The sequence below is a fragment of the Mesorhizobium sp. M0152 genome (assembly GCF_040322415.1).
Classification (GTDB): domain Bacteria; phylum Pseudomonadota; class Alphaproteobacteria; order Rhizobiales; family Rhizobiaceae; genus Mesorhizobium.
Map to the genome: position 1 here is coordinate 103232 of NZ_JAMYTH010000015.1, position 13010 is coordinate 116241.

The 13010-nt window shown below is 62.2% G+C and carries 13 protein-coding genes; 10 read left to right on the forward strand and 3 right to left on the reverse strand.

What is annotated here, in order from left to right:
* The first annotated feature begins 69 nt into the window (after window positions 1–69).
* The 10 genes from NKJ26_RS17075 to NKJ26_RS17120 all read left to right on the forward strand — a co-directional run bounded on the left by NKJ26_RS17075 (window position 70) and on the right by NKJ26_RS17120 (window position 10556).
* Entirely contained in the window at window positions 70–402 is a 333-nt protein-coding gene (locus NKJ26_RS17075; RefSeq protein WP_352696261.1) for a hypothetical protein, read from the forward strand.
* Window positions 386–574 carry a hypothetical protein gene (locus NKJ26_RS17080; RefSeq protein ID WP_352604913.1) on the forward strand — a complete coding sequence of 63 codons (189 nt, stop codon included), beginning with the start codon at window positions 386–388 and terminating at the stop codon, window positions 572–574. The genes NKJ26_RS17075 and NKJ26_RS17080 overlap by 17 nt, the downstream gene beginning before the upstream one ends.
* A 434-nt stretch (window positions 575–1008) precedes the next feature.
* Window positions 1009–1185, forward strand: a complete 177-nt coding sequence (locus NKJ26_RS17085) for a hypothetical protein (RefSeq protein ID WP_352696262.1) — start codon at window positions 1009–1011, stop codon at window positions 1183–1185.
* Window positions 1186–1821: 636 nt separating this feature from the next.
* Window positions 1822–2082, forward strand: a complete 261-nt coding sequence (locus NKJ26_RS17090) for a hypothetical protein (protein ID WP_352604915.1) — start codon at window positions 1822–1824, stop codon at window positions 2080–2082.
* Window positions 2083–2869: 787 nt separating this feature from the next.
* On the forward strand, window positions 2870–5311 hold the full coding sequence (locus NKJ26_RS17095; protein ID WP_352696263.1) for a hybrid sensor histidine kinase/response regulator: 2442 nt from the start codon (window positions 2870–2872) through the stop codon (window positions 5309–5311).
* Window positions 5311–5697 carry a response regulator gene (locus NKJ26_RS17100; RefSeq protein WP_352604919.1) on the forward strand — a complete coding sequence of 129 codons (387 nt, stop codon included), beginning with the start codon at window positions 5311–5313 and terminating at the stop codon, window positions 5695–5697. The genes NKJ26_RS17095 and NKJ26_RS17100 overlap by 1 nt, the downstream gene beginning before the upstream one ends.
* A 248-nt stretch (window positions 5698–5945) precedes the next feature.
* A complete protein-coding gene (locus tag NKJ26_RS17105; protein ID WP_352604921.1) occupies window positions 5946–6338 on the forward strand; it encodes a response regulator transcription factor in 393 nt (130 codons plus the stop codon).
* The gene (locus NKJ26_RS17110) at window positions 6338–8092 is read left to right on the forward strand and encodes a YaiO family outer membrane beta-barrel protein (RefSeq protein WP_352696264.1); all 1755 of its coding nucleotides are present in this window, start codon (window positions 6338–6340) and stop codon (window positions 8090–8092) included. Before NKJ26_RS17105 ends, NKJ26_RS17110 begins: the two co-directional genes overlap by 1 nt.
* A gap of 2 nt (window positions 8093–8094) precedes the next feature.
* On the forward strand, window positions 8095–9132 hold the full coding sequence (locus NKJ26_RS17115; RefSeq protein WP_352604925.1) for a HEAT repeat domain-containing protein: 1038 nt from the start codon (window positions 8095–8097) through the stop codon (window positions 9130–9132).
* A complete protein-coding gene (locus tag NKJ26_RS17120; RefSeq protein ID WP_352604927.1) occupies window positions 9129–10556 on the forward strand; it encodes a glycosyltransferase family 2 protein in 1428 nt (475 codons plus the stop codon). Before NKJ26_RS17115 ends, NKJ26_RS17120 begins: the two co-directional genes overlap by 4 nt.
* A gap of 15 nt (window positions 10557–10571) precedes the next feature.
* On the opposite strand, the gene NKJ26_RS17125 is transcribed toward NKJ26_RS17120, so the two are convergent.
* Genes NKJ26_RS17125 through NKJ26_RS17135 form a run of 3 tightly spaced genes read right to left on the reverse strand, consistent with a single transcriptional unit; the run spans window position 10572 to window position 12993 of the window.
* Window positions 10572–10904, reverse strand: coding sequence for an Hpt domain-containing protein (locus NKJ26_RS17125; RefSeq protein WP_352604929.1), 333 nt, complete (start codon window positions 10902–10904; stop codon window positions 10572–10574).
* Window positions 10905–10960: 56 nt separating this feature from the next.
* Window positions 10961–11959, reverse strand: coding sequence for a GGDEF domain-containing response regulator (locus NKJ26_RS17130; RefSeq protein ID WP_352604931.1), 999 nt, complete (start codon window positions 11957–11959; stop codon window positions 10961–10963).
* On the reverse strand, window positions 11956–12993 hold the full coding sequence (locus NKJ26_RS17135; protein ID WP_352604933.1) for a chemotaxis response regulator protein-glutamate methylesterase: 1038 nt from the start codon (window positions 12991–12993) through the stop codon (window positions 11956–11958). The genes NKJ26_RS17130 and NKJ26_RS17135 overlap by 4 nt, the downstream gene beginning before the upstream one ends.
* Window positions 12994–13010: the final 17 nt, after the last annotated feature.

Genomic DNA, 13010 nt, shown 5'->3' on the forward strand with positions numbered 1-13010 from the left:
GAAACACCGAATATGAATCTACATTCGCTTGTGCTAATTTAGTTAACAGGAAGTAAGGGGGTTTCGACAATGTCTACATCACGTCGTGCACTGCTTTCCATGATCGGTGCAACTGTCGCATACGCCGCCGTTTCTGGCATCGCCTCTGCGAAAGGGGGCGGCGGAGGTGGCAGGGGTGGCAAGGGCAGCAAGGATGGCGCGATGGACATTGGTTCCGGCCTAGTTCCAGCGAGCGGAACCAGCCCAAAGCAAGTAAAAACTTTCAAATCTTTCCAAGGCAAGGCATGCAACCGTGATTACAAATCGGTTTGCCCGACGACGCCGATTGGCAAATGCGATCTTCAAAGCAAGATGGCGCAGTTGTCACCCGCATGTAGAACTTTCGTTGAACAGCATCGCTAAACAGAAGAACGACGTCGTCAGTGTGTTCGAGAAGCCGGATTGGCGCGGCCAAGGCTCTGTCTATGGCGAAAGAGATCGGCGACTGGACGTGAAATATACGGCGTGCGCCGCCTTGAAGATGTGCGAGGTGCCAGACCTGATGGTACTCGGCGAGGTATTGGTGGCCGCCTAGCGTTCCGCACCGGCAACAACAAGGGCTCACTTCGCGCGGGCTTTTTCAATGAGCACGGCGCACTTTCACCGATTACGCGGCGGCCGGGTTCGCGGAAAGGGTATGATAGGCGATGGTGCCTTCTGGAATTCAGCAGCCGCTATTTCGTCAATCAGAGCGTCAAGCATCGCGCGGACGCTCTGGCTTGTTTGGTCGTTCCCGCACAGTCTGTTCTGCGCGCACTCCAGCAACTCACGCGCTGCTGCAAAATCGCTCTGCATAGCAACACCATCGCCCCAACGCAGGACATCGTCGCGCCAGGTAATTAAGTGCTTGCTAATATATGTATCGGCAATTTACCGATTGCGTGAAAGAGACGGCGAGCACATTGGCGGGCTGGCCTCTCTGCCGGCCATAGGAGCCGCTGCGGCGCTTTCCACAGCCATCGCGCGAGCATGGACCCGCTCGCCGAGGCGATCGCCGAATACCGCGCCGGGATGGTGGCATTCGCCGCGCTCCCAAGTGAGTTGACTGATATCGGCAACGAGGAGGAGTTCGTCCAGACAACTTTGGACAAGCGTTCGATCGGCTGTGGGATGACTGTCCGCCGGCAACAAGTCTTGGGGGCGTAGTGGAGGCGATCCGCTTTACGATCGAGTCGCGCTGCATTGTCTGCTCGAGCTCGCAGAACACGCTACAGGCGGCGCTGGCCTTCCCTGAGAGGGAGCACGGCCTATGACAGGCCGGGGAGACGCAAAGCTCTTGCGCCGCGCGGCCGAGTTCAAAGCCGCGGACGATCGGCGGCGACATGCTACCGCAAGGACCGCGGAAATCGAGGAGGCGACCGTCTCGGAGCCCGTGTTCGCAAGGCAGAAAAGAAGGAGGCTGCGGTGGCCCGCGCGTTCGATCGTCTCATGAAGGCCCGGTCGAAAAGCCTGGAGGCCTGCTCGCGAACGTGAAGGTACGGCGCCGTTGGAATACGGATGACGACGCCAGCGAGGTCCAGATCCTCAAAAGCCTTGTCGCCGATATCAAGGCCATGGCGGGGATCTGTCATGAGATCGACCATCAACGGAACGGCGTTGTCTGCGTTTGTGCAGCAATGCCTAGAGCCATTGCCGGATGCCGTGCTTATCGACGCGACGCGCATCACAACCAGCTAATGCGGAAGGCGCGCGGCGACAACTGGAGGAAAGCCCATTTCGTCACCGATCTCGCCAAGGTGGAAAGAGACTATCCTTTTAGCGAAGAGCCTTTAGGCGCAGTGGGTGCTGGAGGATGCCCGGGCCGCCAACGAGGTCGACCAGCGGCAGTGGGAATGCGTTGAACGATGGCGGCAGGCGATTGCCGAGCAGATCCGCGTTCCTGCCCCCGATCTACTCGCTGTCCAGTGGAAGCGTGATGTGGCCGCCAAGGATCAATGTCTTCCGATCAAGGCAGCAGAAATCGCCGCTCTGATCGCGGCCGATGAGGCCTTTCTCGCGGCGCATCCGATTACAAAACAGCCAAGGCGCCGGAAGGCGAACTGATCAAACCTGCAAGTTTGCAGGATTTGGCCCGCTGCTTCGATGGTGCGCTTTCTATATCTAGTGGCAGAAAAGTCACGCAGCTTGAATATGCTGAGGTTCAACCGGCGCGAGCTTATTATCCAGCTAAGTAGGGCGTACCGTTATTTCGCGGGCAAAGGGGATGCCCGACATTCCTCCCGAACTAGGCCCGCTGCCCTCACGGTGGCGGGCCTTTTTCATTTGGCGGCGGGACTAACGGGATTAGCGGTACTAACCTTTGCGGGCCGCTGGCGACTGCCAGCGCAGCTCATCACCATCGGCCAAGCATCGCCTTAAAGATTTTGTTTGCCGAGATGCCTCAGACAAAGGAACAGCTCGAGCGCATGAGGGCGCAGGGCTATTACCGAACCGACCAGTATCGAGCGAAATCCCGCGCTACGTATCTGCGGTGTTCACGAGTGTGGAATACCCATTTCACATTATTAGGCGTTTCCAAGGCTTTGTAGGCCGGACCGCTGACCCAAAGATGACGCACCTGCCAGGGCGTGAACGGCAGCTTTGCGCCGCATGATGGCCATAGGAGCGTCTGTTGCCTCCACTCGGAAGCAGACGCCGGAGAACAACCAATAGTCAATACCGAAGCTGGAACCTGAGCCAAAGAGATGCCCTAGGCGTGTGCAGCAACTAAGACGCCTACCGAATCGTCCCGTCGGGCGGCTATCGGTTCGACACCGTCGGCTAGCGCGCATCCCTTTTAGAGCTTGGATAGATTTTGCCGATATCTATCGGTAAAAGGAGCCGGAAAGTCATGAACGAGATCTGGCACTCACTCCTCGCCAATCTTGCCCTCGTCTCCATCCTGGTCGTTGCTTGGGACCTTGTGGCGGATTTCACGGGGCGTCTCTCGCAGCGGGTACAGTCGCTGCTTCTCGGCCTGGTCATGTGCGCGGGCGCGATCATTTCCATGGCGACGGCTCTGTCCGTCTCCGGCTTCGTCGTCGATCTGCGCGCCGCTTTTGTCGGCGCCGCCGCGTTCTTCGGCGGGTGGCCGGCGTTGTTCATCGCCACCGCCGGCTCCATTGCCTATCGGCTCTATCTTGGCGGGCAGGGTGCCAGCGTCGGCATCGTGAGCATCCTGATCACCGCCGTCGTCGGTCTAGCATGGCACCATATCGTCGCGGCCCGGTCACGCACCATGTTCGACATATTCGGCCTCGGCGTGTCCGTCGCGCTTGCCGGGCTGATCACCCTTCTGATCATCCCCCCGCAAGTCGTCGCCGGCTTTGTCCAGCAGAGCACGCTCCCGTCGCTGGTGTTCCGCTTCCTCAGCACCTTCATCATCGGCGTGCTGCTCGATCGCCAGGAGCGGCGGCGTGATCTCGCCATGTCCAACATGATCTACCGGGCCATGGTCCGCGAGCTGCCGGATAGCCTCAACGTGAAGGATGTCAACGGCCGCTTCATCGCGGCCAATCCAGCCACCGCCGAACTGGTGCGCGCCGCCTCGGTCGAGGACCTTATCGGCAAGACGGATTTCGATTTCTACCCCAAGGACGTGGCCGAGCGCTTCAGGCAGGATGAAACGGGCGCGCTGGAGGCCGGGCAGACATTGCGCATCGACCAACCCGCTCTCCTACCGGATGGCAGGCAGGGCTGGCTTTACACGCTGAAAGCGCCTTTCCGCGACGAGGCAGGCAAGATCGCCGGCGTCATCACCTACAACCGCGACATCACCGAGCAGAAGCAAAACGCCCAGCTAAAGAATGACTTCATCTCGACGGTCAGCCATGAATTGCGCACACCGCTTACCTCCATACGCGGGTCGCTCGGCCTGATCGCGGCCGGTGTGGGGGGCGAACTGTCACCCAAGGTCGCCAATCTCGTCAACATCGCCCACAACAACAGTGAAAGGCTGGTCCTTCTCATCAACGACATCCTCGACATGGAGAAGATCGAATCGGGCGTGATCGCCTTCAAGATCAGGCAGATGCCTGTACGTCCGGTCCTGGAGCAGGCCATTGCCGCCAGTTCCAATTATATGGCCGAGAGCAGGATCCGCATCGTTATGGTCGACGATGCCCCGCGCGCCGAGGCCAATATCGACCCTGACCGCCTGCACCAGGTGATGGCGAATCTGCTGTCGAATGCGATCAAGTTCTCCGATGCCGGCGGCACCGTGACGGTGAAGCTCCAGCGCCGCGACCGCGACATGCTGCGCATCTCCGTGATCGACCAGGGCGCTGGCATCCCGGAGGCGTTCCGCAGCCGCATATTCGGCAAGTTCGAGCAGGCGGACGCGTCCAGCACCCGCAAGAAGGGAGGCACGGGCTTGGGCTTGAGCATCGTCAAGACCATCATGGAAAAGCTGGGCGGCGCCGCATCCTACGAAACAGAGGAAGGCAAAGGAACCTCGTTTCACGTCGACCTTGCCGAAGCGCCCAGGCAGGCCGAGAAGCCGATCTTGGTCGAACGCCGGGAGCGCAAGCGCGATGGCCGTCTGCGTGTCCTCATCTGCGAGGACGAGCCCGACGTCGCTGCGGTGATCGCGGCACTTCTCGAGGCGGAAGGCTTTTCCAGCGACGTCGCCCCCGACATCGACACCGCCAAGGCGCTGCTGCGCTCCCGCGACTATGTGGCGCTGACGCTCGACATCAGGCTGGCTGGGGAATCCGGCATCGACCTCTTCCACGACATAAGAGCATCGCCGGTGAATTCCGACATTTCGGTCATCGTCATCTCCGCCGTCGCCGACGAAGCTAGGCGCACGCTGAACGGCAGCGCCGTCGGCATCGTCGACTGGCTGGAGAAGCCGGTGGACTCGGCGCGGCTCCACGCCGCTCTCGCCAAGATCGTCGGCCGCAGGGTCGAGAAGGCGCAGATTCTGCATGTCGAGGACGATGAGGGCGTGCTTGCCGTGATGTCGGCAGGGCTGGGTCCGGGCGTCTCGATCGCCTCGGCGAAAACGCTGCAGGACGCCCGGCGAGCGGTCGCGAAGCGTCGCTTTGACCTGGTCATCCTGGACATAGCGCTTCCCGACGGATCGGGTCTGGACCTGCTGGCCGATCTGCCGCTGGAGACCCGGGTCATCGTGTTCTCGGCGGCGGAAATGGACGAGAAACTCGGCGACCGGGTGCAGGCGATCATGACCAAGACCAGGGCCTCCGAAGTCGACGTCGCGAAGCTGGTCAGAAGCATGCTGATCGCTACTCGCGACGGCAGCGCCCCGACCCCTGGCAAGGAGCGACGATGATGCCGGCACGGATCCTATATGTGGATGACGAGGATGATATACGCGAAATCGCCCAGATGTCGCTTGAGCTCGACCCGGAATTCGAGGTGCGGTCTTGCTCCTCCGGGGTCGCGGCGCTGACCGATGCCGTCGATTGGCAGCCCGACCTCATCCTGCTCGATGTGATGATGCCGGACATGGACGGACCGGAAACGCTGACGCGCCTGGCCGATTCGCCGCTGACGGCATCGATACCCGTGGCGTTCATCACGGCGCGCACGCAGACGCATCAGGTCGAACGCTATCTCGCCATGGGAGCGGTCGGGGTCATCGCCAAACCTTTCGATCCGCTGGCGCTTGCAGGCGAAGTAAGAAAGCTGCTCCCGCGGCGCGATGGCCCTGCCTAGGCGCGCAGGGCAAGGCGACGGCATGAACCCTGTCGGTAAGCGCCGTTTGCCGTTTACGGCTCCTATACCGTGGGCCGATATTCATCTAGTGATTGTATCGAAATGCGGCTGTCGCGAATCGGCTTTATCTATGATCGCGCGGTGATGGCGGCGAAGGCCGCGTGAAATTTGTCTATCATGGACCGCTTTGGCGGATGTCGGTTCATTGGTTGATCACTCCGGGGGGCGACGGAACCGGAGCAGGATTGGTGGATAGAACGAAGGCAAGAGTTCTGATCTGCGATGACGATCCCTTGTTGCTCGAGCTGATGGAATTCAGGCTGAGGGCGAAGGGATACGAGGTCATCAAGGCGGTGGACGGGGCGGAGGCGCTGGCGAAGGCGGAGCAGGACGGCCCCGACATCATTGTGCTCGACGCGATGATGCCCAAGGCCGATGGCATTGAGGTGCTGGCCCGCATCAAGGGCGACCCGGCTCTGTCCGAGACCCCGGTGATCATGCTGACCGCCCGCAAAGCCGAGAAGGACATCGTTTCGGCCCTTGAAAAGGGAGCCGACGACTATCTGGTGAAGCCATTCATCCCCGAGGAGCTTCTGGCCCGGTTGGCGCGCCTGCTTGCGCGCAGAAGCGGGAAGCGCTGATGCGGCGCGGCCGGCGTGCTGCCCTTGCCGCATGCCTGATCCTGGCGATCGCCGTGCCTCAGGGCGCGGCGCTGGCGCAGACGGGGGATGAGCTCTACGCGTCCGGCGTCAAGGCCAGGCAAGCGCAGCATTTCGACGAGGCGGCGGATCTTTTCCGGCGCGCCCTGACGCTCAAGCCCGCCAATGCCGACGCCCTGGTTCAGCTCGGTTTCGCCGAGCTCGGCCGGGACAATCTGCCGGCGGCGCGCGACGCCTTTTCCAGGGCGCTCTCGCTCGCCCCGACCTATCGGGACGCCAGCTTCGGCATGGCCGAGGTCGAATTCCGCTCGGGCAACCTGGATGCCGCGCTGCCGCTCACCGAGAAGGTTGCGCAGGCTGATCCAGGCAATGCCGACGCCGCAGCGCTTGTCGAGAACATCCGCAAGGCGAAGCAGGCCGCCGCCAGTGAGGCGAAACGGGCTCCCGCGACTCCGGCGCGGGTAAAGAAACCGGCCAGCCGGCAGCCCGATCCCGTCGCCGGCCTGATGGAGCAGGGCAGGCGTCTGCGGGCGGCGGGAAAGCTGCCCGAGGCGGAGAAGGTCTATCGCCAGGCGCTGAGGCTGGCGCCGACGAACACCGACATCCTGGTCGCCCTTGGCCTTGTCGCCGGCTCCAGCCAGCGATTCGACGAGGCGGAGCATTTCTTCGACCGCGCGCTTGCAATCAAGCCCGGCCTTCTCGACGCGCGGTTGGGCAAGGCGCGCCTGGCGATCTGGCAGGGCGACGCGCCGCGCGCCCGCGCTCTGGTCGACGGCGTTCTGGCCTCGGCGCCGGACAATGTCGAGGCGCTTGACCTCGATGCAAGAGTTGCCTTGCTCAAGGCCGATTACACGCGGGCCGGGCAGTCGTTCCAGCGCGTGCTTGCGCTCGATCCGCGCAATGCCGAGGCGCTAGTCGGGCTCGGCGATGTGCGCCGCGCCGAGGGTGACGAAGACGACGCGCGGCAAGCCTACAGCCAGGCGCTCGCCATCGAGTCAGGCTCGGCCGATATCCAGCAAAGGCTGGCCGTGTCGCCGCCGCGCAAATGGCGGCTCGACGTCGGCAGCGAGATCAGCGATCTCACCGACGGGCTCGGCGACTGGACCGACAATTCGGCCGGCCTTGCCTATCGGCTGTCGCCGCGCACGACGATTTCCGGCCGGGCCCGGCTGGCCACCCGCTTTGGCCACACCGACGTGCAGGTCGAAGGCCGCATCGACCAAGCCTTCTCGCCGGCGTTCTCCGGATATGCGCTGGCGGCGACGACGCCGGACGCCGATTTCCTGGCGCGCTATTCGATCGGCGCCGGCGCTTCGTGGCAGATCGTGGCGCCGGCAAAGGCGTTCGGCCCGCTTTTGCTCAACATCGACGCCCGCTTTGACAATTTCGCCAACACAAATGTCACCAGCATCTCGCCCTGGATGCAGACCTATATCCTCGATGGCCGCCTGGGGCTTTCTGCCCGCTGGGTGCATGCGCAGGACGATATCGGCACGCGCGCGGACGGTTATGTGCTTCGCGCCGACCTTGCGGTGACACCGCACTTCAACATCTTTGGCGGCTATGCGGACGCCCCCGAAATCTCCGACGGCACGCTGGTGCCGACGCGCACCCTCTTCGGCGGTATTTCCTGGGACGTCAGCGACCCGCTGACGCTGCGCGCAAGCATCGCGCATGAAGAACGGCCGACATTCGACCGAGATATATTCGGTCTCGGCCTGACCGCGCGGTTTTGACGATGAGGTACATCTGGCATCTCTCCATACTGCTCAGTGCTCTTTCGCTGGTGGTCATGCTGTTCCTGATCGCGCGCCGCGTGCTGCAGGAGCGCCGGAACAAGGCTGTGGCCGACCAGCGGCGCCAGCTTCTGACGGCGCTGATCGCCTTCACCGAAAGCCGCGAGCGCGAGGCGTTGAAGGTGGCCATCCTTTCGGTGCCGGCAGGCGTGGCGATCAATGCTGGCTTCGAGTTCATTTCGCTTTTGCGCGGTGAGGAGCATGACGACGTCCTTGCCGCTTTCAACGAATGCGAACTACCGGCCCTTGTCGGCGGGCAGCTGGAAAAAGGCCACGGCGCCGAACGCATTCATGCGGCCGAGATGCTGGCGGCGCTGCGCTCGGACGGTGCGGTGGCAAGCCTGCTTTCAGCGCTCGACCACGACCGTTCGCGCGAGGTCAGGATCGCCGTCGCCATCGCGCTCTGCGATCTGAACAGCCTGCCGCCGCTCGGCATTGCGCTGCGCAAGATCGGCGTCGCAGGGCAGCGCTCACGGCGCCTGATCGAATTGTTCCGGCGTTTTCCGCCGGCCCGCCTCGACGAGTTGGCGGACCATGCCGCGCGCACGGACGTCGTGCCCTTCATCCGCGCGGCCGCGATCGACGCGCTGGCTCGCGCCGGCGGCTTTCGCTTCGCCGATCTCTTTGCCCGCCTGGCCGGTGACGCCTCGCTCGAGGTTGCCGCCGCGGCGCTGCGCGCGCTTGGCCTCACCGGACACGCCGATGCGCCGACGATTCTTGCGCGCGCGATGGCAAAAGGCGACTGGGAGGTGCGCAGCGCCGCCGCCGATGCCGCCGGCCGGCTGGGGCTCGCCGAACTCGCCCCGCCGCTGTCCAAGCTGATGGACGACGAGGTGTGGAACGTGCGCTATGCCGCCGCCAATGCGCTGCGCTCCTTCGGCCAGCCGGGAGAGCTGCTGCTGCGCCAGATCGCCGGCAGCGAGGTCTCGCGCAGCCAGCGCACCGCCTCGCTCATTCTCGCCGAGGGGCCAGCCGTATGATCGCCGACTGGAGCCACGAGATTGTGCTTGCCGCCACCATCCTGTCCTGGTTCATCATCGGAGCGGGGCTGGCGCAAACCACGATCTATCTCCTGCAGCTCATCGTCGCCGGCTACGCGCTGTCCAAGCGCCCGCCGGTCGCGCGTTCGGCGCTGCTCTGGCACCGCTATAGCGACGTTGCGCCGCCGATCGCGCTCCTGGTGCCCGCCTATAACGAGGCGTTGAACGTGGTCGAGAGCGTTCACTCTATGCTCGCGCTCGAATATCCAATTTTCGAGGTGATCGTCATCAATGATGGCTCGAAGGACGAGACCTTGCTGCGCCTCATCGAGGCCTTCAAGCTGGTGAAATTCCACCGGCCCTATGAGGAGGCGCTCGCGCACATGCCGATCCGGGGCCTCTATTCCTCGCCGATCACCGAGCGGCTGTTCGTAGTCGACAAGGAGAACGGCGGCAAGGCCGACGCCCAGAATGCGGGCATCAATGTCTGTCGCGCGCCGCTGTTCTGCGTGATCGACGGGGACTCCATCCTCGAGCCCGATGCGCTGATGCGCGCCGCCCAGCCTTTCATTGACGACCCCGAGCGCACCATCGCCGTCGGCGGCACGATCCGCATCGCCAACGGCTCGAAAATCGAAGCGGGGAGAGTGCGCGAGGTCCGTCTGCCGCGGCGCCTGCTGCCGCTCCTCCAGGTGGTCGAATATCTGCGCGCCTTTCTGATGGCCAGGCTTGCCTGGAGCCGCATCAACACGCTGATGCTGGTCTCCGGCGCCTTCGGCATGTTTCGCCGCGCCGAAGTGGTGGCGGTGGGCGGCTTCACCAAGGGCTCGATGGGCGAGGACCTCGACCTCGTCATCAAGCTGCACCGCCACATGCGAGATAAAAAGCGCAAATACAGCATCCAGTTCATTCCCGAGCCGGTATGCTGGACCGAGGCGCCGGAAACGCTGAGCGTGCTTGCCAGGCAGCGTACGCGCTGGCAGCGCGGCTCGCTCGAATGCTTCTTCCGCTACCGCGCTATGCTCTTCAATCCGCGCTATGGCCGCGTCGGCTTGCTCGGCTTCGGCCACATATTGATTGTCGACGTGCTCGGGCCGGTGGCGGAGGTGCTGGGCTATATCCTCATCCCGGCCTTCTGGCTGCTTGGCATCCTTTCGGCGGAGTATCTTTTGGCCTTCACCTCGCTCATCTTCACCTATGGCGTCTGTGTCAGCGTATGCTCCCTCGTCCTCGAAGAGGCCGAGCTCCAGCGCTTCCCGCGCGCCCGCGACCTGGCCGTGCTGACGGCGGTCGCCGTGATAGAAAATTTTGGCTATCGCCAACTCAACAATTTCTGGCGCGTGAAGGGGTGGTGGCAATTCTTGCGGGCAGACCAGAACTGGGGCGAGATGACCAGGACCGGCCTGTCCGCCACCAAGAAATAAGCATGGCCGGACGCATCATTGCAGCGTCCGCTCGATCTCCGCAATTAGCGCATGGAGCGCGGCTTCGGGCGCCGCTTCACCCCCCTTCTCGACCAGCAGCGTCTCCAGCGCGGACGCGCGCGCGCTGATCTCCCCAAACCCGAACGTACCCGCCGCCCCCGCCAGCGAGTGGGCGATACTAACCAGCGCATCCCGGGTGGGGAGGGCATCGCCTTGACGTGCAATGGCCTTCAGCTCCGTGAGCTGATCGGCGCATCGGACAAGGAAACGCTGCCGGAGAGGGGCGAAAGGATCGTTTGAAATGAGGGGCGCTCCTCCTGGATTTTTTCGGCGGGTATTCGAGCACAAAGCGGCTTGGGTCGAAACGGACTGCTATCGCGCAGACCTCCAGGGCAGCGGCCTTCTCATACACCATCAACCACGACGCGATCTCGTCCCTCCGACTTTGCACGGAATAGTGCCAGATCGGCGGCTTTGACGAGATCATTCGGGCTCTCGTTCTCATTGGGTACCGTTGTAGCGACGCCAACGCTGACGGTCACTCTGCCGGAATCGTGCGGGATGTTCAGATCTCGCACGCTTTGGACGAGCCGGAAGGCGATTGCGTTTGCATGTTCCATTGAAGCGTCAACCAACACGATCACAAACTCCTCGCCCCCATACCGTGCAGCCAGGTCGTTGGAGCGGCCAGCGCCAGTTTGGATTGCGTGGGCAATCTGTTTGAGCACCTCGTCGCCAGCCATGTGGCCATAGGCATCATTGTATCTTTTGAAGTTGTCAGCATCGATCATTAATACCGACAAAGGACCCTTAGTACGGAAAGCGCGCTTCCACTCAGCCGCCAGATATTCATCAAAATATCGCCTATTGCCGAGACCGGTTAGACCATCGATCCGTGTCAGACGCTCAAGCTCGAGATTTGCACTGATCAGCTGCCGCTGGCTTTCCCGCAGTGCCCGATAAGCTGCGTCTCGCTGCACGTGATCAAGAAAGGCCCGGGTGTGGTATCGAATACGTGCAATCAGTTCAATTCGGTCCGGCAGTTTGACCAAGTAATCATTCGCTCCCGCCGCAAAAGCTTCGCCCTTAATGGTTGGATCTTCCTTGCTTGAAAGCACTATGACCGGCACAGCGTGCGTCGATGAATTTTTTCTATATGCCCGTACCAGGTGCAGCCCATCCATGCCGGGCATGACCAGATCCTGCAGGATAACTGTCGGCCTGACCTCGTCCGCAACCGCCATCGCTTTCAATGGGTCGGTGCAAAAATGGAAGGCGATATCCGGCTCGTTACTGAGAGCGCGTCTGACGGCCTCGCACACCATGATTTGATCGTCGACCAGGAGAACCATCGATGAATAATTCTCCGCGAGCGGCGGGACCAGTTCCGGTTCCTGCGTCATAGGAAAGTGCCTTTCCACGTAGAATGATCGCAAGCCTCGATGACACGCGAGCCGATCGAGGCCAGAGGAAGAATGTCGCTGGCCGCGCCGATTGCGGCGGCGGCTTTGGGCATTCCGTAAACGGCGCTGGTTGCTTTGTCCTGCGCAATCGTGAGATGCCCCTTTTCGCGGAGATGTCTCAGTCCGCGGGCACCATCGCTTCCCATTCCTGTGAGCAAGACACCGATCACCAAGCCTGACCACCACTGCGCCGCGCTTTCGAAAAACACATCGACCGACGGTCGGTAGACATTGTCCTTTGGACTGGACGTGTAGCCGAGTTGCTGGGCTGATTTGAAAACCAGATGGTCCGTGGTGCTGGCAATAAGAACAGTGCCTGCTTGAGGACTATCTCTTTCGCGCGCTGCACGGATCGGAAGAGTGGTATGCTGCCCCAGCCAATTGACCAAGCCTGGAACGAACTGAGCATCGAGGTGCTGGACGAGCACAATCGCGCCCACGAAGTCACTGGGGAATGCGCTCAGGACCGTGGCAACAGCAGCCGGTCCGCCCGCGGAGGCACCGATCGCAATCAGATGCCGAGGCGACGATTTGGCCGCATCTGACATGCGGCCGCTCGACTTTGACGGCGCGTCACCGACCAGCTTGCCCATTGTCGCTATCTTACTCGCCAGAAGCCGAGCGGATTGCGATGAAACTTTGCCGTCGATGCCAATCGACGGGATATCTACCGCGTCAAGCGCGCCGTAGCCCATCGCTTCATAGACACCGGGCACATTCGCTGCGATGCTGGCTGTTACCAGTAGGATCATGCACGGGGTCTCTGCCATGATCCTGCGTGTTGCCTCCACGCCATCCATCTCTGGCATTGTTAGGTCCATAAGCACGAGATCCGGGAGGTCTCGTCCGCAGGCTTCAACTGCCTCATGCCCGTTGGTCGCGATCCAGGCGAGCTGATGTTCCGTGTTCGAAACAACCAGCCGGCGCAGAACCTCAACGGCCATCGGCATATCGTTGACGATGCCGATTCTCATCTACAGGTCTCCACCTT

What these genes read in the sequence shown, in the direction of transcription:
- NKJ26_RS17115 (WP_352604925.1), top strand. Translation starts at nt 8,095, where the DNA reads ATGAGGTACATCTGGCATCTCTCCATACTGCTCAGTGCTCTTTCGCTG.
- NKJ26_RS17120 (WP_352604927.1), top strand. Translation starts at nt 9,129, where the DNA reads ATGATCGCCGACTGGAGCCACGAGATTGTGCTTGCCGCCACCATCCTG.
- NKJ26_RS17100 (WP_352604919.1), top strand. Translation starts at nt 5,311, where the DNA reads ATGCCGGCACGGATCCTATATGTGGATGACGAGGATGATATACGCGAA.
- NKJ26_RS17085 (WP_352696262.1), top strand. Translation starts at nt 1,009, where the DNA reads ATGGACCCGCTCGCCGAGGCGATCGCCGAATACCGCGCCGGGATGGTG.
- NKJ26_RS17075 (WP_352696261.1), top strand. Translation starts at nt 70, where the DNA reads ATGTCTACATCACGTCGTGCACTGCTTTCCATGATCGGTGCAACTGTC.
- NKJ26_RS17135 (WP_352604933.1), bottom strand. Translation starts at nt 12,993, where the DNA reads ATGAGAATCGGCATCGTCAACGATATGCCGATGGCCGTTGAGGTTCTG.
- NKJ26_RS17130 (WP_352604931.1), bottom strand. Translation starts at nt 11,959, where the DNA reads ATGACGCAGGAACCGGAACTGGTCCCGCCGCTCGCGGAGAATTATTCA.
- NKJ26_RS17110 (WP_352696264.1), top strand. Translation starts at nt 6,338, where the DNA reads ATGCGGCGCGGCCGGCGTGCTGCCCTTGCCGCATGCCTGATCCTGGCG.
- NKJ26_RS17095 (WP_352696263.1), top strand. Translation starts at nt 2,870, where the DNA reads ATGAACGAGATCTGGCACTCACTCCTCGCCAATCTTGCCCTCGTCTCC.